Genomic DNA, 19992 nt, shown 5'->3' on the forward strand with positions numbered 1-19992 from the left:
TGGGTAAAGCTCCTCACACCCCGCTTACTATGCATTGAGGAACGATGCATCAGACGATAAAAATCGGAGCGACTCCCCCCGCCTTCGGCGCAAATGCTGAAGTATCTCCACATCATCGGGCGGCTAAACATAGACTGTCAGTATGACCGCGCAAGAATCACAGCAGCAGGACACGAATCCGAGCCCCCAACACCATGGCCATGCCTTCGGCATCGATGTTGGAGGCTCCGGCATCAAGGGTGCCGTAGTAGACCTCGCGACAGGAGAATTCGTCGGCGACCGCCTCAAGATCGCCACGCCACAGCCTGCCACCCCCGACGCCGTGGCCACGGTAATCGCCCAGATCGTCGCTGAGAAGAACTGGGACGGCCCTGTCGGAATCACTATGCCTGCGGTGGTCAAAGAACAGATTATTCGCAGCGCAGCGAATATTGATAAGTCCTGGATCGGGGTCGACGCGCAGGATTTGCTGGGCAAGTACCTCGATGCGCCTTTTACTGTGCTTAACGACGCCGACGCGGCCGGCCTCGCCGAGGTGGCCTACGGCGATGACGTCGCGCGCTCCGGCCCTGTCATCTTCCTTACCCTGGGCACCGGCATCGGCTCTGCCTTCCTGTTAGATGGCCAGCTCTTCCCCAATACAGAGATCGGCCACCTCATCGTCGGAGAAAAGGAGGCAGAGCACCAAGCCTCGTCCGCAGTCAAGGATCGTGAGGGGCTGAAGACTAAGCAGTGGGCAAAGCGCGTCAACCGAGTACTCCACGAATACGAGGCTCTTTTTAATCCCTCAGCTTTTGTCATCGGCGGCGGAATCTCTCGGAAGTTTGACAAGTGGGGCGAGCACTTGAGCATCGAAACTCCGGTCGTTGCAGCTCAGCTCCGCAATCGCGCGGGCATCGTCGGGGCCGCAATGGCAGCGAAGGAAGGCATTCGCCCATAAACCGAGCAAACCCTATCTTCCCCAGTTGACCCCAGTCACCGCCTGGTGAGAAAAATGATCTATACTGGGCTGTCGATTATCGAATATCCAGCGGCGCGCCTCCCCTGCTCATTACGGAGGCGGGCTAGCATCGGGGACTAGTCGCGATAAACTTGCGCGTCCCCATAGTTTCCACTCAAAGAGCAAGTCGAAAGGGCGTACGTGGCAGCCACTGATTCTTCAGACCAGGTACTCGGCGAGGGCGAGAGCACCTCCGAGGCATCTGCACCTGCACAGAAGACCGCCAAGAAGACGGCAAAAAAGACAGCCAAGAAGACGGCTAAGAAAACCGCGAAAAAGACTGCGAAGAAGACGGCTAAAAAGACAGCCAAGAAAACTGCTAAGAAGACAACTCGCAAGTCTGCGCAGAAGGCGACGAAGAAGACCGCCAAGAAAACTGTGCGTAAGTCGGCGGCTAAGAAGGCAACCTCGCCTGAAAGCTCTGAGTCTGCTGATGAGCTCGCAGAGGATCAGAACGACGAGTTGGATGCCGAAACCAACGATGATGCCGATATCGACTTCGATCCGGACAACGCAGAGTTGGACGAGGACGACGAGTTCGGTGACGACGATGACGACCTCGAGGGCGAGGACTCTGAAGAAGAGGATGACGGCTCATCTGTCTGGGATGAGGATGAGTCCGCAGCCCTGCGTCAGGCTCGCAAGGACGCAGAGCTAACTGCCTCGGCAGACTCTGTCCGCGCCTACCTGAAGCAAATCGGCAAGGTCGCCCTGCTCAACGCAGAGCAGGAGGTTTCCTTGGCCAAGCGCATCGAGGCCGGCCTGTACGCTCAATACCGCATGGATGAGATGGAAAAGGCCCGTGCCGAGGGCGACAAGGCCGCCAAGCTCTCCCCCATGGAGAAGCGCGATATGCGCGCCATCGCCCGTGATGGACGCAAGGCAAAGAATCACCTCCTCGAAGCAAACCTCCGCCTCGTGGTGTCCTTGGCTAAGCGCTACACAGGCCGCGGCATGGCATTCTTGGACCTCATCCAGGAAGGCAACTTGGGCCTGATCCGCGCCGTTGAGAAGTTCGACTACACCAAGGGATATAAGTTCTCCACTTATGCCACGTGGTGGATTCGCCAGGCCATCACCCGCGCCATGGCGGATCAGGCACGTACCATTCGCATTCCGGTGCACATGGTGGAGGTCATCAACAAGCTGGGCCGTATCCAGCGTGAGCTGTTGCAGGACTTGGGCCGCGAGCCTACCCCTCTGGAGCTGGCGAAGGAAATGGACATCACCGAGGAAAAGGTGCTGGAGATCCAGCAGTATGCCCGCGAGCCTATTTCTCTGGATCAGACCATCGGTGATGAGGGTGACTCCCAGCTCGGTGATTTCATCGAGGATTCCGAGGCAGTCATTGCCGTCGACGCCGTGTCCTTCACTTTGTTGCAGGACCAGCTCCAGGATGTGCTCACGACCCTTTCCGAGCGCGAGGCCGGCGTGGTTCGCCTGCGCTTCGGCCTGACCGATGGCATGCCGCGCACTTTAGACGAAATTGGTCAAGTCTACGGTGTTACCCGCGAGCGTATTCGCCAGATCGAGTCTAAGACCATGTCTAAGCTGCGGCACCCATCGCGCTCCCAGGTGCTGCGCGACTACCTAGACTAAGCAAACTGGAGAAATTAAAGCGGCGAGGAGGTTTAACCCTCCTCGCCGCTTTTTCATTGCCCTATGCAGCCGACAGACCCATGGGCTTTCTAGCCTTCGATCCCCAGCTCAATGGCTGTGGCGATCCGATCGATAACGTCTTTATCGGAAACATCTCCGCTGATCGTCACCGAAGCGCCCTGGGATACCCCGAGAGACATCAGCATCATTGCGGAATCTGCCTCTGCCGACTCTCCGTGACAGGAGAGGGTGACATCCCCTGCTGCTTCCGCAGCCAACTCTGCAATCCTTGACGCCGGACGGGCATGCAGACCCGCCTCATCGGCCACAGTCACTGTCAGTGAGTACCCGCCAGCGTTTGTGTCTAGGTCATCCTCTTCTGCAGACGCCGTGGCTGAGGGCTGCTTCGGAAGGAAGACCTCGATGGCGCGTTCCGCGGCTTTGACCACGGCGGCAAGTCCATCGCCCTGTTGTGCGGCGGTGGCTGCTGCAATAGTAGCTTCGACCAAGGGGGCATCAACGAACTTCACCGTGTCTTCGTCGAGGAACTCGAGAACGGACTCAACGGTCATCGTGGCCGAGCCTAAATCGGTGAGGACGACCACGCTAAGGCCTTGGCCACGTGCGTGGCTGATAGCCCCTTCGACGAGGTCAAAGGAGGTTCCGATGCCGCCCTCCTCCACACCACCGGCAGGAAGGATGGTCACGTCGGGAGCCATCTGAGCAGCAAGCTCAGTCAGTCCTTCAACGAGCTTTGCCGAATGTGATACGAGAACGAGTCCAACGCGGGGCTGTGCCATATTCTATGCTTCCTCCTTGAGGGTTTCGGTGGCGTCGGCAGCCGCAGCGATGAAAAGAGCCGAGGATGTAGCACCCGGATCCTTGTGCCCAGCAGAACGCTCCCCTAGGTAGGAAGCGCGGCCCTTCGTGGCCACCATCGGGATAGTCGCCTCCGCGCCTGCTGCGGCGGCGTCGGCAGCTGCGCGCAGCACCTCAGCGGGACTCTTCGCGGCATCTGCCGCACCGCGAGCGGCCCGTGCGGCCGGCGCCCAGGCATCGACCATTGTCTTCTCCCCTTCAGCTGCCTTACCGCGGACGGTGATTCCCTCAAGTGCGGCTTCAATGAGAGCGGCCGTCGTGGGCGCATCGATCTCTCCAGGGCCTGCGGCTTTAGCCGCGCGTAGGAAAGCGGTTCCCAGCAATGGACCAGAGGCGCCACCAACGGTGGACATGAGTGTCTTCGCCGTCAGCTTCAACACATCAGCAACATGAGAAGCCTCCGGGGAGATATCCGAATCCACTTTCTCCACGACGGCTCGGAAACCGCGGTCGACGTTTTCGCCATGGTCGCTATCTCCGATGGCGCGGTCAAGCTCGATGAGTTCTTCGCGGTGTTCGTGGGCCGCTGCGGCGCAGTTTTTCATCCACGCCTGGGCCCAGGCTGTTGACAAAGTTGCATTGTCGGTCATATCTACATTCCTTGTCGTAGTGCAGCGGTGTGGCACGGGGCATCAAAAAGCTCGAGGTCTTCCTCGTCCGCGCGCATGACTGTAACGGAGCATCCGGCCATATCTAGGCTGGTAACGAAGTTACCCACGAGGGAGCGCTCGATGCTCACGCCCACCTCCTGCAGGCGCTGGGATACACGGCGGTAGACCACGTATAGCTCGGAGGCCGGAGTGGCTCCCATACCGTTAACAACGACGATGCTTCGCTCACCATCGCTCAGCTTGAGGTCTGCCAGCACGGGGTCGAGAAGGTGGTCCGTAACATCATCGGCAGAAACCAGCGGAATCTCCTTGCGTCCCGGCTCGCCATGAATGCCCACGCCCAGCTCAACTTCACTCTCCCCGAGGTCGAAGGAGGGCTTGCCCACGTGTGGCACGGTGCAGGCAGAAAGCGCTGCTCCCATAGTCGCGGTATTGTCCACCACCTTCTTCGCCACAGCAGTTACTGCCGCGAGATCATCTCCGCGCTCAGCTGCGGCACCTGCCAGCTTCTCCACCAACAGCGTTCCGGCAACGCCGCGCCGACCGGCCGTGAAGGTGGAATCTTCCACCGCGACATCATCATCGACGACGACCTGGCTGACCTCAATATCATCGAATTCTGCCAGCTCCGCCGCGGTGTCAAAGTTGAGGACGTCGCCGGTGTAGTTCTTCACAATGTAGAGCACCCCCGCCCCAGCGTTCACGGCTTCGGTGGCGGCCTGGATAGCGTCCGGCGTAGGCGACGTGAACATGGCACCTGGCACTGCCGCGTCCAACATGCCCTGTCCAACGAAACCCGCATGCAGCGGCTCGTGCCCAGAACCACCACCGGAGACAATGGCAACTTTGCCGTTGTCCTTCTTCTGCTTGCGGGCAACGAAAAGCGGATCGGTGGAGCGAGTGACGATGTCACCGTGGGCTAAAGCAAAGCCCTCTACTGATTCGGCTACTACGTTGTCCGGTGAGTTGATGAGCTTTTTCATCATCCTTCTCCTTAGGGTTTCATTGGCCTAGAGCACTCTTCACGGATTGCTGCCGAGCCTACCCGCGCTACCGGATACTGTGCCTGATTCTACTGCCTCCGCGCTCGCTACCACTTGCGCAGGTAATCGATGCGCTCTTGAAGCTGCTCAGCATTGCACAATGCGGTGGGCGGGCCCCCGCAGGCCTTGCGGGCTTCGGTATGTATGGCGCCGTGTGGGCGTCCGGTGCGTTGGGCGGTGATAGACACTACTGTGTTGAGCTCCTTGCGCAACGCGGAAATCTCATCCACCACACCTGGCTGGGAACCGGCGCTGCTCGCCGACGCCTCCGCCCCGCGCTTGGGCGCATGTGGGGTGCCGTAGAGCTTGCGGCGTTGTTCCTCCGCCGCCTCTGCAGCCCGGCGCGCCTTCTCTTCTGCCTCACGGCGGTCCAGCTCATCGGACTGCTTCTTGCGTAAGAGGTCCTTGACCTGGTCGGCGTCGAGAAGCCCGGGGATGCCGAGGAAATCCTCTTCTTCATCGGTGATATTGCCCGTGGTGAACTGCGAGCCGTTGTAGAGCAGTCCTGAGAATTCTGCTTCCGCGCCTAAGGATTCATAGGAAGGTTCGAGCATGTCCGGTTCGGACTTCTTCTTATTGGCGTCCTCGAGCAGCTCATCGTCCCAGCCTTCCTTGTCGGGGTTTTTCTCCCCTCCCAGGACGTGGTCGCGTTGCTTCTCCATGTTCTCGGCAAGTCCCAAGAGCACCGGCACGGAAGGAAGAAAGACTGAGGCTGTCTCGCCGGGCATGCGGGAGCGCACGAAGCGGCCGATGGCCTGTGCGAAGAACAACGGTGTCGAAGCAGAGGTGGCATACACGCCCACTGCGAGGCGGGGAACGTCGACGCCCTCCGACACCATGCGCACGGCCACCATCCACTCGTCGGTGGATTCAGAGAACTCCGCAATACGCGCCGAGGAGCCTGGGTCATCGGAGAGGATGACAGAGACTGGGGTATTCGAAATCTGCTTGAGGATTTTCGCGTAGGCGCGCGCCGTCGTCGTATCGGTAGCGAGTACGAGACCGCCGGCGTCCGGCATGTTGCGGCGCATCTGCATCAGCCGTGTGTGCGCCGCCTGCAGGACGGTGGGGATCCACTCGCCTTTAGGGTCGAGGGCCGTGCGCCAGGCGCGGGCGGTCTGCTCCGGATTGAGAATATCTCCGAGACGGGCCGCATGTTCCTCACCGGCACTATCGCGCCAGCGAGACTCGCCGGAGTAGCTGAGGAAGACCACGGGGCGCACGACGCCGTCGGCAAGCGCATCGCCATAGCCATACGTGTGATCGGAGCGGGAGACCAAGTGCCCCTCCCCGTCCTCCTCGTAGCGCACGAAGGGGATCTGCGAGTCATCGGAGCGGAAGGGAGTACCGGTCAGCGCGAGGCGGTGCTCCGCATCATCATAGGCTTCCCGCACGCCGTCGCCCCAGCTCTTGGCGTCGCCGGCGTGGTGGATCTCATCGAGGATCACCAGGGTGCGCCGGGCTGAGGCCACCGCGCGGTGTTTGAAGGGGTGCATGCCCACCTGCGCATAGGTCACCACGACACCGTCCATCGCGGGGTTGACTCCCGAGGAGTTTGTGAACTTGGGGTCGAGCGCTAGCCCTACGCGGGAGGCGGATTCCGACCACTGCACTTTAAGGTGCTCGGTGGGCACCACCACGATGACGCGCTCTACGGTGCGGTCCGCCATGAGCTCTGTGGCCACGCGCAGGGCGAAGGTGGTCTTACCTGCACCTGGCGTTGCCACCGCCATGAAATCCTTCGGCTTGGTGGCTAGGAACTTATCCAAAGCCGCGCGTTGCCACACGCGCAGCGAACCATTATTGGCAAATCTTTGTGCTGGAGTCTGTGTAGACACGGTCAGCGACTATCCCCCTCTAGTTATCCCAACATCCCGCTTCTGTGAAGTTCTCTATCCCTAATGCTTGGCATCGACGCAGGATGAACGTCGATGCCAAGCTTAACGGCGGCGCAAGCTCTTATAGACGCGCTCGCAGTCAGGGCACACGGGCGAACCAGGCTTGGCTTGCTTGGTTACCGGGAAGGTCTCCCCGCACAGGGCAACGACGTACTTGCCGTTGACCGCAGAGTCGAGGATCTGGTTCTTCTTCACGTAGTGGAAAAACTTCGGGGTGTCGTCGTTGGTCGACGTATCCTCGCGGACATCAGGGCGCTCAATAGTCTTAGTCGTCGTACTCACGCCCACTATCATGCCGCATCAGTATCGAAGTTGGCGAGTCCTCCAGCTACGCTGATAGGCATGACCCCTTCGAACTCGCGCGATAACACCCGCCATACCCCACGATCGGGGCAGCGGCGCGGACGCCGATTCGGGCGCGAAACGCACCTCATCACCACGGCCAAACTCGCCCCGGGTCAAGACCGGCATCGCCGCGAGATCATCTACTCCATACTGCAGTTTCTGCGCGTTCCATCCCTCCTGATAGCCGGGGCCATGGTTTATGTTTGGCAGTGGTGGATCCCCGCCGCCCTAGTCGTGGCCGTCACCTTCCCCCTCCCCTGGATCGCTGTGGTCATTGGCAATGGCCGGGGTCAAAAGAAAGACAAGCGCGAAAAAGCTGTTTATAAACCAGCCCTTGCCCGGCAAATGGCGCAAGCGCAACGTGAGGAACTCACCAGCGGTTCCCATGGTGAACTGCCCGGCGCGCCTGGGCGGCACCATCCCACGTCAGGAGCAGACGCCAACAGTACTGCAACTGACACTATTGACCACGAAGATTAGAACATCACTGTTTCCCTCCCCGATGCATTTAAGGATTCTCTTGTGAGCACCCAGCAGCCTTCTCCTTTTGGCCCAGCGATGAACCCGGAACACCCCATCGCGGACGTTGCGGCAGAGCTTTCCCGAGTCTTTGCGGACGCAGGGTTTAGTGCGGATGGCATCGCAGGCCACCTGGGGCCCGAGTACACCGAAGCCCTGCACCGCGGCGAGCCCGCCGCAGTTGCGCTAGGAGCAGGCGGTGATTCCCGCCTGGACCATCTCATCCGTATCTTCTTGCTGCATGAACACGTGCCAGCCACGCTGTTTTCCGACGTCCTCGGCGCACGCCTAGCTACCCAGCTCATTGATTGCGGTGTCGTGCTTAGCGACGAACACGGCACCGCCTACGTGGCTTATGACATTCGACCGCACATCATCGTGGGCAAGAATCGTGTCGTGTTCTCCGATGTTGATGCATCTCTGGTGGATCACGTCCCCGGCCCCGAGCATGTGTTGGGAGTGGGCTCGGCCAGCCTGTCCTTGTTGCATTCAACGCCAACCACACCGGTGGAATCAGTACTAGATTTGGGCACGGGTTCGGGCGTCCAGGTCCTCGGACAGCTGGATTCTGCGCAACGCATTGTGGCTACCGACGTCCATGAGCGAGCCCTCGAACTAGCCCGCGCCACCGTCCTAACCGCGGAGGCGGAAGACCGCGTTGAGCTACGCCACGGCTCCTGGTACGAACCCGTTGAGAATGAGCGCTTCGACCGCATCGTGGCTAACCCTCCATTCGTGGTTGGCTTGCCCGAAGTGGGCCATGTCTATCGAGACTCCGGCCTCAACCTGGATGGAGCAAGCGAGCTGGTGGTGTCCCAGGCAGTCGAGCATCTCAACCCTGGGGGTACTGCGCACGTACTCGCTGCCTGGGTGCATCAAGGCGAAGAATCATGGCAGCAGCGTGTCGGCTCGTGGCTGCCGGATACCGGCGTTGCCGCATGGATCATTCAGCGCGATGTGGCGGACCCAGCGTTATATGTCTCAACCTGGTTGAGCGATGAATCCGTGGATGTTCGCAGCTCTGAAGGCCAAGAGCGGTCACGCCGGTGGCTGGAGCACTTCCGTAAACATGAGGTCACCGGAATCGGGTTTGGTTTCGTGGCCATCCAGCGCATCGGTGAGGACGAGCCCTCGGATATCTTGGCGGAGACCATGGCGCAGCCAGTTATCGATCCGCTCGGCCCGGAAGTGGAGGAATACTTCGCGCGCGTCGAATGGCTGCGCAACCTGCTGCCGGGTGAATTGGAAACTAAGCATGTGCAGCTGCGCCCCGGGGTGGCCCGTGAGGACGTTGCTCTGCCCGATGGGGACCTGGGCATGGGCTTTGAGCGCGCGGCGCTGCGGCTCAGCCGTACCGATGGCCCCCGCTGGCAGCACGATGTCGATGAACACCTCGCGGCTATTGTCGCCGGGCTTAACCCGAATGGTTTGAGCATCGGTGAAACCATTGAGCTCTATGCCGCCGCGCAGGGTTTTGAAGAAACCGAGTTGGTCAGCGCAGCGCTCCCGGCCATCGTGGACCTTATCCGCCATGGGCTTCTCATCCCGACCGAGCTGCTAGCTTTTAGCAACACTGAGTAGCCTCGCGCCCCCACTAAGAGCCTCTTTCCTCCTTCAATCCCCGCAGACTTCTCATCCGAGAAAGAACTCCTCTACAGAAAGGTTGTGTACTTCCCTGCCATGCGTGCTGTTTTAACCCGCGTTTCTGAAGCCTCTGTCACCGTGGACAACGACGTCGTTGGGTCCATTACCTGCCCCGACACCGGCGGCATCCTGGCACTCATCGGTGTGTCGCGGGAGGACATCGAGGCAGGTGGTGACTTCACCGCTAGCGACGGCCCAACCTTAGAGGAGAGGATGGACACGATGGCGCGCAAGATCGCCGAGCTGCGCATCCTCGAGGGTGAAACCAGCGTGGTCGATAGCGGTGCGCCAGTTCTGGTGGTCAGCCAGTTCACTCTCTACGGACGAACCGCGAAAGGCCGCCGCCCTTCGTGGCCAGATGCGGCCCCAGGAGAAGCCGCGGAGCCAGTGATTCAAGGAGTTGTTGCGCGCCTGCGCGAACGCGGCATCACCGTGGAGGAAGGCCGCTTCGGAGCGATGATGCGCGTCTCCTCGGTCAACGAAGGGCCGTTCACCGTGCTCGTGGAGGTCTAGATGCGGCGTGCCTCCCCCAAAATGGCCTAAAGACTCCTTCTTCCCGTGGGAGTATGAAACTTTTTCGAGCCACGGGAACTAACTGCGCCGAAAGCTCGTTGTAGGAGATGAACCAAGCCGCAACTTAGGAGGCATGAGATGGCCACATCATCCGCTGCTAGCGTCCAGGACGAGGACGGACAGGAAGTTGACCGCGGCTCACGCCGTAACCAGACAAATGACAATCCCTCCGCGGACTTGGTCCGCGTTTATCTCAACGGAATCGGCAAAACTGCGCTGCTGAGTGCTGAGGATGAGGTTGAGCTCGCACAGACCATCGAGGTTGGCCTGTACGCTGAGTACAAGCTCGCGAATGCCGAAAAGTTGACCCGCGCTGAGAAGCGCGACTTGAAGATTTTGGCCCGCGAAGGCAAGAAGGCACGCTCCCACCTATTGGAGGCCAACCTGCGTCTCGTGGTCTCCCTGGCTAAGCGCTATACCGGCCGTGGCATGCCGCTGCTGGACCTCATCCAGGAAGGTAACTTGGGCCTGATCCGTGCGATGGAGAAGTTTGATTATGCCAAGGGCTTCAAGTTCTCCACGTATGCAACGTGGTGGATCCGCCAGGCCATTACCCGCGGCATGGCTGACCAGTCCCGCACTATCCGCCTCCCTGTGCACCTGGTTGAGCAGGTAAATAAGCTTTCCCGCATTAAGCGCGAGATGTACCAGTCCTTGGGCCGCGAGGCCACGAATGAGGAGCTCGCTGAAGAATCCGGAATCGAAGAGTCCAAGATCGAGATGCTGCTGCGCCAATCCCGCGATCCTGTCTCCTTGGACATGCCAGTCGGTACCGATGAGGAAGCCCCGTTGGGTGACTTCATTGAGGATGCCGAGGCAACGGATGCCGAGACCGCAGTAGTGGCCTCCATGCGCCACTCCGATATCCGCTCCGTGATTGGTTCCCTCGAGGAACGCGAACAGGATGTCATCCGCCTGCGCTATGGCTTGGACGATGGCGTCCCGCGTACCCTCGACCAGATTGGCCGCAAGTTCGGCCTCTCTCGTGAGCGCGTTCGCCAAATCGAGCGTGAGGTCATGGCCAAATTGCGCGAGGGCAACCGTGCGGACCGCCTCCGCGAGTACGCTCTCTAAACCTTAACTTCCTTCCTAGTCTTAGCCATCGAGCAATGCCCTTACGGCCCAGTTGACTTATGCTGCTGGGCCGCAGAGGACGTTGCTCGGTGGCTTTTGTTTTCCTCACGGTGGTCCTCAGCCCTCAATGCTTTTAAATCCCGCCCACTCCCCTGCCGGACGCACAGTGCTGCGCGCGCTCAGCTTTCGAAAAATGCGCTATTGTTTAAGATATTCTCTTAATAGACTTCTATTACCGGGCCTAAACCTATGTGGCTACGGACCGCCGACAACGCAGAAAGGTAAGCCCACGTGAGGGACCTAGTTGACACCACGGAAATGTATCTGCGAACCATCTACGAGCTCGAAGAGGAAGGTATTACCCCACTGCGCGCTCGCATTGCAGAGCGTTTAGAGCAGTCCGGACCGACCGTCTCCCAGACCGTGGCCCGGATGGAGCGCGATGGACTTCTCCACGTGCGCACCGACCGCAGCCTTGATCTCACTCAGCAGGGCCGCGAATTGGCTACCAACGTCATGCGCAAACACCGCTTGGCTGAGCGGTTGCTCACGGATGTCCTTGGTCTGGATATCCACAAGGTCCACGACGAGGCCTGCCGGTGGGAACACGTCATGAGCGAAGAGGTGGAAAAGCGAGTCGTCGCGGTGCTGGAGGATTCATCCCGCTCACCTTTCGGCAACCCAATCCCCGGTTTGGGACAGCTGGGTTTGTCTCCGGCAGAGCTCGACTTGGGCACTCGCGCCATCGACCTTCCCACGGGGCAAGAAACCGAGGCCACCATCGTGCAAATCAATGAGGTCTTGCAAGCTGATAATTCCACCTTCCACGACCTGTATGCCTGCGGAATCCAGGTTGGCTCGCACGTCACCGTAGTCAATGAGAGCGGGACGATTAGGCTGACAACAACATCAGGGCATACTGTCGAGCTTGTCGACGACCTCGCTCACGCCATCCGCGTCAAGGAGGACTAAATCCAATGAAACTGTTAGTTACCGGCGGCGCCGGCTATGTCGGCAGCGTATGCGCGGCCGTTCTCGTTGAAAAAGGCCATGATGTCACCATCATCGACAATTTCTCTACCGGCAACCGCGAGGCCATCCCGGAGAAGGCGCGCCTCGTTGAAGGCGACGTAGCCGATGTCGCTCGTGAGGTGTTGTCTGAGGGCGGTTTCGAAGGAGTCTTGCACTTCGCGGCCCGCTCCCTCGTGGGCGAATCTGTGGAGGCCCCAGCTGACTATTGGCAGCACAACGTGGTCACTACGCTAAAGCTGCTCAACGCTATGCGTGAATTCGAGGTCACCAACCTCGTCTTTTCCTCAACCGCTGCCACCTACGGTGAGCCGGCGCAGGTACCGATCACGGAGACGATGCCCACCCAGCCGACGAATCCTTATGGCGCATCGAAGCTTGCCATCGACTACATGATTACCTCTTATGCCCAGGCCTATGGCTTGGGGGCGACTTCCCTGCGCTACTTCAACGTCGCCGGCGCCTACGGCGATATCGGAGAGAACCGCGAGGTAGAAACCCACCTCATTCCGCTTGTCCTGCAGGTAGCGCTGGGACATCGCGAGAAGATTTTCATCTTTGGCGATGACTACGCCACCGCCGATGGCACCGCAGTGCGCGATTACATCCACATTCGCGACTTGGCCGAAGCCCATGTATTGGCGCTGGGGAGCAATTCCGCTGGCACCCACCGCATCTATAACCTCGGCTCCGGGGATGGCTACTCGGTCAAGCAGGTTATTGAGGCCTGCCGCGAAGTCACTGGACACCCCATCCCAGCAGAGCTTGCGCCGCGGCGTGCTGGTGACCCCGCGACGCTCGTGGCTTCCTCAGACAAGATTAAATCCGAGCTCGGATGGAACCCGATCCGCACCGACCTGAAGACCATCGTCACGGATGCTTGGAACTTCACCCGGCAGCTCGGCGAGCGGGCTCATTCCGCTCGGCGCTAAGCGTCTTTTCTGCAGGCTCCTCACCTAGGGCGGTGTCATAAGCCTTGAGCGCCCCTGTATGAATCGAATCACGTATCTTTTCATGCAGGCCATGGCGGTATGCTTGGCACAGCAGCGCGCCGAGGCGGTGGCTGGGAAACTCCTCCGTGACGAGCTGCAATGCTGGTCCGGCAAGGATATCCCACTCCTGCTCCAACTGCGCTAATGCGAAAAGAGTCAGCGCATTCGCCCGCAGCTCCCCACCGAATGTGCGGGCCGCTGCGAGGAGAAGGGTCGCCCCGGTTTCGCCTGACTTTGCGCAGATATCTACCACGAGGTCGCGCGTCCACGTCGTCGCTAGCCACACTGCGCAAGATTCCAGTAGCTTGCTGTCCTGTTCTGCTTCTTCCGCCGATGCCACTTGGTCAAGCGCCCACTGGGCATCCTCAAGAAAGTGATCCAGCAAGTCTTTGCGCTTCTTCCCTTGCGCAACGGCCACCTGCTCGCGAAACCGCGCCGCAGTATCGCGTGCTTGCTGCGCTAAGACTTCGGCTTCCTCGGCGTCGAGGTAGCTATTCCCAGGTGCAAAGACGGCAAAGAAATCCTCCCTGTTTAACTCCGGTACCACATTGTGGTCAACGCAAGAGCGCATCGAAGGGGCGTCGGTCAGCGCCGGTATAGTCCCCTCCACCCACTTCTTCATCGGCCCGCTACCGTCCGCGTTGACTGTTCCATGCAGCAAGACATAAGGCGCATTCTGGGTGATTTCTTGGGCATACCATGCGGCGTCGATCTCTACCCCATCCTCAGCACGGTCCAGGCCATAAAGCCAGTGGGACACTTCCCGCAGTTCGGTGAGAGACTGCTTCGAGATGAGGAAGGCAAAGACGCCTTCGCGGGCATGCTCCGCTAGTAATGGTGCGATATCTGTGATCGCTCCTTGGGCATCCGTGATGTCGACGCGAGCGAGCGGCCCCATGGCTGGGCCGCGTGGAGTGGTGTCGATGGCCATAAACACCACCGATTCGGTGGGATAGAAGCCTAAGAGGCCCGGGATGTTAGCGAGAAGATGACCTGGAGTTGTTATCGGCGGTGTACGGTCTGTGTGCGTTGAAAATGTGTTCATACCCTGTAGCCTGAACCAGCAGCGGCAGCTAATGCTAGGGATACCCCGGCGCGCACGGCATATCTGTGGATAACAAGTCCGGACTGCCGCTCAATCCATGGGAAGCCACTGGGTTATCCACACCTTGGCAAAGGCAAGCCTGGAAGAAGTAGTGACTGTATGGCATGCTTGTACGATCATCACCAGATCCCGCAGGCAGTCCCGCATAGGCAGCCTCGACGGGTTTGTGTTCTCCTTGGAGCACCATTTCAACTGGGAATAGGCAGCAAGCCCTAAGCGTTGCATGACACAGAACGCTGATGAAGTCCGTACGCTCGTTATGAAGCGCACGATGAGAAGGAGGAATCACTACCATGCAGGAAGAACAGCGCCGCATGTATGAACTGGAGTATCCCGCTCCAGTGGTCAAGGATGATTCGACTCCAGACAACGGCCCCACGATGATCGTTGCTATGAATGGTTATGCCGATGCCGGACAGGCCGTCGAAGCCAGTGCCGATCACCTCAAGGCCGCTTTGGAAAACCGCCAGCTGGCCTCGTTTAACAATGATGAGCTCATTGATTACCGCTCGCGCCGCCCCGCCGTCACCATCGATCATGACCGTACGGTGGAGATTGAGAACACTGACTTGGGCATCAAGGTGCTGCGGGATAACTCTGGCACTCCATTCTTGCTTCTTTCGGGCCCTGAACCGGACTTGCGGTGGGAGGCCTTTACGGATGCGGTGGTGAACTTGGTGGAGAAATTCGATATCAAGAACACCATCATGCTCTACTCGGCGCCCATGCCGGTGCCGCACACCCGCCCCACTGTGGTAACAGCGCATGGTAATTCCCCGGAGCTCCTTAACTCAATGGTGCGCATGGAATCCACCATGATGGTCCCCGGCGCCGCCGCTCTGTATATCGAGCGAGCCTTGGACAAGAAGGGCCGCCGCGTCGCCGGGTACACCGCTCATGTTCCGCATTACCTGGCCGCCTCCCCGTACCCGTCGGCCACGCTGCGTCTTTTGGATTCGGTGGCGAGCGCAGCTGGCCTCAACATCCCGCTGGGCAGCTTGGAAGCAGACGTGACTCGCGTTAACCAGCAGTTGGAGGAGCAGGTTACCAACTCTGAGGAGATTGCAGGCGTGGTCCACCAGCTGGAGGAACAATACGATGCCTACATGGAGCGCTACCGCTCCCGCCACCCGCAGGCCATCATGCCGGGCGAAGAGCACATGCCTACTGGTGAGGAGATCGGAGCAGACTTCGAAGCTTTCCTCGCGGGCCTCGACGAGAACCCGGATATCCTCTCCGAAGAGATCGATGACCGCGAAGACAACTACGGTCGGGAGCAAGGCCCCGGCTCGGATATGGATGATGACATCTAATCGCGGTTAGGTATACCGCACGAACACAAGCACCGAGGACAGGTATCCGGGACTCTAGGGCGGAGGCCTAGTCCGCGGTGCTTTTCGCCTAAGGTGGGACGGGTGAACCTTTCTCAGATGTTGCCCGATCTCGCCGAAGTCCCCGAGTCGATGGTTGATGAGGCCATCTGGGACACATTTTTGTCCTGGACTTCTGGCCGCGGTATTTCGCTTTACCCAGCGCAGGAAGAGGCCTCCCTCGGCATCCTTGCCGGGGATAACGTCATCCTGGCAACTCCCACTGGGTCCGGTAAGTCCATGGTGGCCAACGCCGCCCACTTCATTGCTTTGGCGCGCGGCCAGCGTAGTTTCTACACCGCACCTATCAAGGCCTTGGTGAGTGAGAAATTCTTCGCGCTCTGTGAGATTTTCGGCCCCGAGAACGTCGGCATGATGACCGGTGATGCCACGGTCAACGGCTCCGCTCCCATCATCGCCGCGACGGCCGAGATTGTGGCGAATATTGCGCTGCGTGATGGCGCGGAAGCCGCCATTGATCAGGTAATCATGGATGAGTTCCATTACTACTCCGAGCCCGAACGCGGCTGGGCCTGGCAGGTACCGCTGCTGGAGCTACCGAAGGCCCAGTTCTTGCTCATGTCCGCTACCTTGGGCGATACCGCCTGGCTGGAGAAGGATTTGACGGAGCGTACTGGCCGCACGACGACACTGGTGGCGGGAACAACGCGCCCGGTGCCCCTCGACTTCTCTTATGTCTTTTCTGCAGTCCACGAGACCATCGAGGAGCTACTCGCCGACGGCAAAGCCCCTGTCTATGTCGTCCATTTCTCTCAGCGCGAGGCCTCGGATCGCGCGCAGGCACTAACTTCGCTGTCGAAGATCATCACCCCTGAGGAGAAGGAGGCCATTGCCGCTGAGCTCGCGGGCTTCCGCTTCACCACGACGTTCGGCAAAGACCTCTCTAAGCTTCTACGTAAGGGCATCGGTGTGCACCACGCTGGCATGTTGCCGAAATACCGGCGCTTGGTTGAGCGGTTGGCGCAGAAGGGCCTTCTCAAGATTATTTGCGGTACCGATACTTTGGGTGTGGGCATCAACGTTCCCATTCGCACAGTCCTGATGACCGGCCTTGCTAAATATGATGGAACCCGCCAACGCATTCTGAAGTCCCGGGAATTTCACCAGATTGCTGGCCGCGCTGGCCGCGCCGGTTATGACACAGAAGGCACCGTCGTGGTGCAGGCGCCAGAGCATGAGATTGAGAACGCCAAGGCGCGGCGCCGTGTGGGCGATGACCCAGCAAGGCTCAAGAAGCTGAAAAAGAAGTCTGCGCGCGACGGTGAAGTGTCCTGGTCGGAACAGACTTACGCACGGCTTATCGACGCCGAACCGGAGCAACTAACGTCCCAGTTCCGAGTGTCCAATTCTATGTTGCTCAACGTGCTCGCCCGCCACGGGAACGGCTATGAGCATCTCAAGCACCTGCTGCGCACGAGCCACAACACGCGTGCCCGCCAGAACGAGGACATCCTGACGGCGTTGAGCCTGTTCCGGGGACTTCTCAATTCGGGCGTGGTGCAAAAGTCTACAAAAGGGCTCGATATCTACGGACGCCCCTACCACGTCGTGCGAGAGATGCCGCGCGATTTCGCCTTGAACCAACCTTTGGGGCCCTTCGCGCTGGCAGCGCTCACCTTATTAGATCCAGATTCGGATACTTATGCACTCGACGTCATCTCCGTGTTCGAGGCGGTACTTGATGATCCACGCCAGGTGCTCATTGCACAGCAAAAGCAGCGACGCGGCGAGGAAATCGCAGCACTCAAGGCTGAGGGCGTGGACTATACCGAGCGCATGGCCATCGTGGAGGAGATCACGTGGCCAAAGCCCCTGGAAGAGCTCCTCGAACAGTCCTATGAGACCTTCTGCCAGACCAACCCATGGGCTAAGGAGTTCGAGCTGCGGCCGAAGTCTGTAGTGCGCGACATGCTGGAGAGCGCCATGACTTTTTCCGATCTCGTCGCCACCTACGGCCTTGCCCGCTCGGAAGGCGTCATTTTGCGCTACCTGACCGATGCCTGGCGCACGCTCAAGCAATCCATCCCTGCGGAGTTCCTCACCGAGGAACTCGAGGACATTATCGTCTGGCTCGGTGAGCTTATCCGCCAAGTCGATTCTTCGCTTGTCGACGAGTGGGCTGAGCTGGCTGGCGAGGACTCTCCCATTTCCCAGGAGGATTTGGACCGCGAGTTGGCCTTCGGAGTCGAGGATCCCACCGCCTTGACCGCGAATCAGCGGGCTTTCAGCATCATGGTGCGCAACTACTTTTTCCGACTTGCCCAGCTCTTTGCGTTGGAGAAGGAAGAGCGCTTGGCAGACCTGTTGGACTACTTGGAGGAGATTCCTGACTTTGGCCGTGCCCTCGATGACTACTTCGATGACTACGAGGACATCGACACTGGGCCAGCGGCTAGGGGCCAGGAATACTTTGTCTTGGACAAAGGCGACACGAGCTCGGGCGTTCGTGGCGTTGGCGGCTCGCGGTCGTGGACCGTGCGTCAGATCCTTAAGGACCCAGAGGGTGATAACTCCTATCAGCTCGTTGGCACCGTAGATCTCGATGCCTCCGATGAAGTCGGGGAAGTGCGGCTATCTGAGCTGCGCGTGGAGTACTAGGGCGCATAAGCAGGGACTATTAATACCCCCTTTCTGTATTAATAATTTCTACCCACCGCATATTATGCGTATGATTGGGAATGAGCACGCCACAACAGATAGACGAACGCAAGCTTTCCCCTATCCCTCACGCCAGCGGAGCTCCCGCGGCCGAGCGCCTCACACCTGGCTCCTTCACCATGAAGGTTCTCAACGGTATCTCCATCGCCGTCGTTGTGTCGCTCGTCCCACAAGCACTGCTCGGTGAATTAGCCAAGGCACTACTCCCCTTGTGGTCCGGCGCATCCACCGTCATAGCACTGACGGGCCTAGCCGCAAGCCTCTTGCCGGTAATGATCGGCGTCCTGGTAGGCATCGAATTTAAGATGACTCCAATCCAGACTGCTGCAGTTGGTATTGCGTCCTTCTGCGGCTCAGGCGTGGCCACTGTTAACCCCGAAGGCGGCTTCTTCCTCAAAGGCACCGGTCTTGTTATCAACTCAGGCATTACCGCAGCCATAGCAGTGGGATTATTGCTCTTTATCGGCGACAGGCTGAAGAACTACTCTATTTTGTTGCTATCCACCATCGTGACGCTGGTGGCGGGCACCATCGGATGGGCTGTCACCTTCCCCATCGTCAAGGTCTTCACCCTCTGGCTGGGCAACTTGGTCAATGGCGCAACGACCTTGCAGCCCGTTCTTATGGGCGTTGTCCTCGCAGTCCTTTTCGCCATCATGATTGTCTCCCCGGTCTCCACAGTCGGCATTGCCACTGCCATCTTCATCGACGGCATCGCCTCCGGAACCGCGAACCTGGGCGCCGTCGCCGCCGGATTCACGCTCCTCGTTGCCGGCTGGCGTGTCAACGGCTTCGCCACCTCTATCCTGCACGTTTTGGGATCCCCCAAGGTGCAAATGGCCAACATGCTATCCAAACCAGTCACCTTCCTGCCCGTGATTTGTTCCGCTGCCGTGCTGGGCGGCGTCGGTGGCGCTTTAGGAATCTCCGGCACCCCTATCTCTGCTGGCTTCGGTATCTCTGGTCTCATGGGCCCACTGGCAGCCCTCAATTACGAAGGCTGGGGCTGGAGCGCCGGCAACGTGATGATTATTACCTTCGTTTATGTCATCCTTCCTCTCGCCCTTGCGCTGCTCTTTTGCTGGCTCTTTGAAAAGGTTCTACACCTGACTAGGGCTGAGTACTTTTCTCTCGACTTTAAGTAGGCATCCGGGGAGTACAGTGGGGGCCGCTATGAACCCACAAAACTCCCCAGCCACCAGCATCCGCCTCGCAGGCGTCCATTTTGAGACCCACGAGGACGCCGTCACAGTGCATTGGCTCCTCGGAGGCATGCCCCACCACCGTGACGTCGTGTTCACCCTGCACACGCTCGATCTGGAGCTCACCGCTCACTTCGAACAAGAGCAGCTCACGTCGATGGAAATCTCTTCCTTCGGCGAGGACACCAGGGACGCCCACCGTCGGGTTGATTACCCCTACGAGTACACCCCGGAAGAGTTGACTGTTACCCTCCCCACCGCTCATTTCAACCTCTCGGAAGAAGTGTTTACCATGGCTCTTTCCGTGGACGGTGCGGCATGCGGTGAATGGACCGGCACTATAATCTAAGCCTTCACTCTCTGCATTCAGCTAAGCCTACACACGCTTTACAAGGCCCTGACCAGCGGCGATACTGGAACATAAGAAGTT

At 59.4% G+C, this 19992-nt stretch carries 18 protein-coding genes; 12 read left to right on the forward strand and 6 right to left on the reverse strand.

Annotated elements, in window-relative coordinates; genetic code table 11:
- Positions 1-142 precede the first annotated feature (142 nt).
- The gene (ppgK, locus tag CAURI_RS07610; protein ID WP_010190218.1) at positions 143-940 is read left to right on the forward strand and encodes a polyphosphate--glucose phosphotransferase; all 798 of its coding nucleotides are present in this window, start codon (positions 143-145) and stop codon (positions 938-940) included.
- Positions 941-1141: 201 nt separating this feature from the next.
- Positions 1142-2599 carry an RNA polymerase sigma factor gene (locus CAURI_RS07615; protein ID WP_010190220.1) on the forward strand — a complete coding sequence of 486 codons (1458 nt, stop codon included), beginning with the start codon at positions 1142-1144 and terminating at the stop codon, positions 2597-2599.
- A gap of 89 nt (positions 2600-2688) precedes the next feature.
- Here the strand turns inward: CAURI_RS07615 and dhaM are convergent, their stop codons facing one another.
- The 5 genes from dhaM to CAURI_RS07640 form a co-directional block, all read right to left on the reverse strand.
- On the reverse strand, positions 2689-3399 hold the full coding sequence (dhaM, locus tag CAURI_RS07620; protein WP_010190222.1) for a dihydroxyacetone kinase phosphoryl donor subunit DhaM: 711 nt from the start codon (positions 3397-3399) through the stop codon (positions 2689-2691).
- 3 nt (positions 3400-3402) lie between these two features.
- A complete protein-coding gene (dhaL, locus tag CAURI_RS07625) occupies positions 3403-4068 on the reverse strand; it encodes a dihydroxyacetone kinase subunit DhaL (protein WP_012715086.1) in 666 nt (221 codons plus the stop codon).
- Positions 4069-4070: 2 nt separating this feature from the next.
- Complete coding sequence (dhaK, locus tag CAURI_RS07630; RefSeq protein ID WP_010190226.1) at positions 4071-5072, reverse strand: dihydroxyacetone kinase subunit DhaK; 1002 nt, start codon at positions 5070-5072, stop codon at positions 4071-4073.
- Between the two features lie 107 nt (positions 5073-5179).
- Positions 5180-6970, reverse strand: coding sequence for a DEAD/DEAH box helicase (locus CAURI_RS07635; protein WP_012715088.1), 1791 nt, complete (start codon positions 6968-6970; stop codon positions 5180-5182).
- Positions 6971-7072: 102 nt separating this feature from the next.
- The gene (locus tag CAURI_RS07640) at positions 7073-7324 is read right to left on the reverse strand and encodes a DUF3039 domain-containing protein (protein ID WP_012715089.1); all 252 of its coding nucleotides are present in this window, start codon (positions 7322-7324) and stop codon (positions 7073-7075) included.
- A gap of 48 nt (positions 7325-7372) precedes the next feature.
- Here CAURI_RS07640 and CAURI_RS13620 point away from each other — a divergent pair, with 48 nt between their 5' ends.
- From CAURI_RS13620 to galE, 6 genes are all read left to right on the forward strand, one after another.
- The gene (locus CAURI_RS13620) at positions 7373-7855 is read left to right on the forward strand and encodes a DUF3099 domain-containing protein (protein ID WP_012715090.1); all 483 of its coding nucleotides are present in this window, start codon (positions 7373-7375) and stop codon (positions 7853-7855) included.
- Positions 7856-7933: 78 nt separating this feature from the next.
- Positions 7934-9475 carry a DUF7782 domain-containing protein gene (locus tag CAURI_RS07650; protein WP_174878628.1) on the forward strand — a complete coding sequence of 514 codons (1542 nt, stop codon included), beginning with the start codon at positions 7934-7936 and terminating at the stop codon, positions 9473-9475.
- Positions 9476-9574: 99 nt separating this feature from the next.
- Positions 9575-10051, forward strand: a complete 477-nt coding sequence (gene dtd, locus CAURI_RS07655) for a D-aminoacyl-tRNA deacylase (RefSeq protein ID WP_010190231.1) — start codon at positions 9575-9577, stop codon at positions 10049-10051.
- 138 nt (positions 10052-10189) lie between these two features.
- On the forward strand, positions 10190-11185 hold the full coding sequence (locus CAURI_RS07660) for a sigma-70 family RNA polymerase sigma factor (protein WP_010190233.1): 996 nt from the start codon (positions 10190-10192) through the stop codon (positions 11183-11185).
- Between the two features lie 291 nt (positions 11186-11476).
- On the forward strand, positions 11477-12157 hold the full coding sequence (locus CAURI_RS07665; RefSeq protein ID WP_010190235.1) for a metal-dependent transcriptional regulator: 681 nt from the start codon (positions 11477-11479) through the stop codon (positions 12155-12157).
- Positions 12158-12162: 5 nt separating this feature from the next.
- Entirely contained in the window at positions 12163-13146 is a 984-nt protein-coding gene (gene galE / locus CAURI_RS07670) for a UDP-glucose 4-epimerase GalE (protein WP_010190237.1), read from the forward strand.
- On the opposite strand, the gene CAURI_RS07675 is transcribed toward galE, so the two are convergent.
- Complete coding sequence (locus CAURI_RS07675; RefSeq protein ID WP_012715091.1) at positions 13103-14251, reverse strand: DUF4192 domain-containing protein; 1149 nt, start codon at positions 14249-14251, stop codon at positions 13103-13105. The genes galE and CAURI_RS07675 overlap by 44 nt on opposite strands.
- Positions 14252-14604: 353 nt before the next feature.
- Here CAURI_RS07675 and CAURI_RS07680 point away from each other — a divergent pair, with 353 nt between their 5' ends.
- The 4 genes from CAURI_RS07680 (at position 14605) to CAURI_RS07695 (ending at position 19911) form a co-directional block, all read left to right on the forward strand.
- A complete protein-coding gene (locus CAURI_RS07680; protein ID WP_010190240.1) occupies positions 14605-15624 on the forward strand; it encodes a PAC2 family protein in 1020 nt (339 codons plus the stop codon).
- 102 nt (positions 15625-15726) lie between these two features.
- Positions 15727-18300, forward strand: a complete 2574-nt coding sequence (locus CAURI_RS07685) for a DEAD/DEAH box helicase (RefSeq protein ID WP_012715092.1) — start codon at positions 15727-15729, stop codon at positions 18298-18300.
- 179 nt (positions 18301-18479) lie between these two features.
- Positions 18480-19505: a PTS sugar transporter subunit IIC gene (locus tag CAURI_RS07690; RefSeq protein ID WP_420805237.1), complete on the forward strand. Its 1026-nt coding sequence runs from the start codon at positions 18480-18482 to the stop codon at positions 19503-19505.
- 28 nt (positions 19506-19533) lie between these two features.
- Entirely contained in the window at positions 19534-19911 is a 378-nt protein-coding gene (locus CAURI_RS07695) for a hypothetical protein (RefSeq protein ID WP_010190247.1), read from the forward strand.
- Positions 19912-19992: the final 81 nt, after the last annotated feature.

The organism is Corynebacterium aurimucosum ATCC 700975 (assembly GCF_000022905.1).
In the GTDB taxonomy this organism is placed as follows: domain Bacteria; phylum Actinomycetota; class Actinomycetes; order Mycobacteriales; family Mycobacteriaceae; genus Corynebacterium; species Corynebacterium aurimucosum_F.

Coding starts and splice junctions, on each gene's coding strand:
- ppgK (WP_010190218.1), top strand. CDS start 143: ATGACCGCGCAAGAATCACAGCAGCAGGACACGAATCCGAGCCCCCAA.
- dhaM (WP_010190222.1), bottom strand. CDS start 3,399: ATGGCACAGCCCCGCGTTGGACTCGTTCTCGTATCACATTCGGCAAAG.
- dhaL (WP_012715086.1), bottom strand. CDS start 4,068: ATGACCGACAATGCAACTTTGTCAACAGCCTGGGCCCAGGCGTGGATG.
- dhaK (WP_010190226.1), bottom strand. CDS start 5,072: ATGAAAAAGCTCATCAACTCACCGGACAACGTAGTAGCCGAATCAGTA.
- CAURI_RS07640 (WP_012715089.1), bottom strand. CDS start 7,324: ATGATAGTGGGCGTGAGTACGACGACTAAGACTATTGAGCGCCCTGAT.
- CAURI_RS13620 (WP_012715090.1), top strand. CDS start 7,373: ATGACCCCTTCGAACTCGCGCGATAACACCCGCCATACCCCACGATCG.
- CAURI_RS07650 (WP_174878628.1), top strand. CDS start 7,934: ATGAACCCGGAACACCCCATCGCGGACGTTGCGGCAGAGCTTTCCCGA.
- dtd (WP_010190231.1), top strand. CDS start 9,575: ATGCGTGCTGTTTTAACCCGCGTTTCTGAAGCCTCTGTCACCGTGGAC.
- CAURI_RS07660 (WP_010190233.1), top strand. CDS start 10,190: ATGGCCACATCATCCGCTGCTAGCGTCCAGGACGAGGACGGACAGGAA.
- galE (WP_010190237.1), top strand. CDS start 12,163: ATGAAACTGTTAGTTACCGGCGGCGCCGGCTATGTCGGCAGCGTATGC.
- CAURI_RS07675 (WP_012715091.1), bottom strand. CDS start 14,251: ATGAACACATTTTCAACGCACACAGACCGTACACCGCCGATAACAACT.
- CAURI_RS07680 (WP_010190240.1), top strand. CDS start 14,605: ATGCAGGAAGAACAGCGCCGCATGTATGAACTGGAGTATCCCGCTCCA.
- CAURI_RS07690 (WP_420805237.1), top strand. CDS start 18,480: ATGAAGGTTCTCAACGGTATCTCCATCGCCGTCGTTGTGTCGCTCGTC.
- CAURI_RS07695 (WP_010190247.1), top strand. CDS start 19,534: ATGAACCCACAAAACTCCCCAGCCACCAGCATCCGCCTCGCAGGCGTC.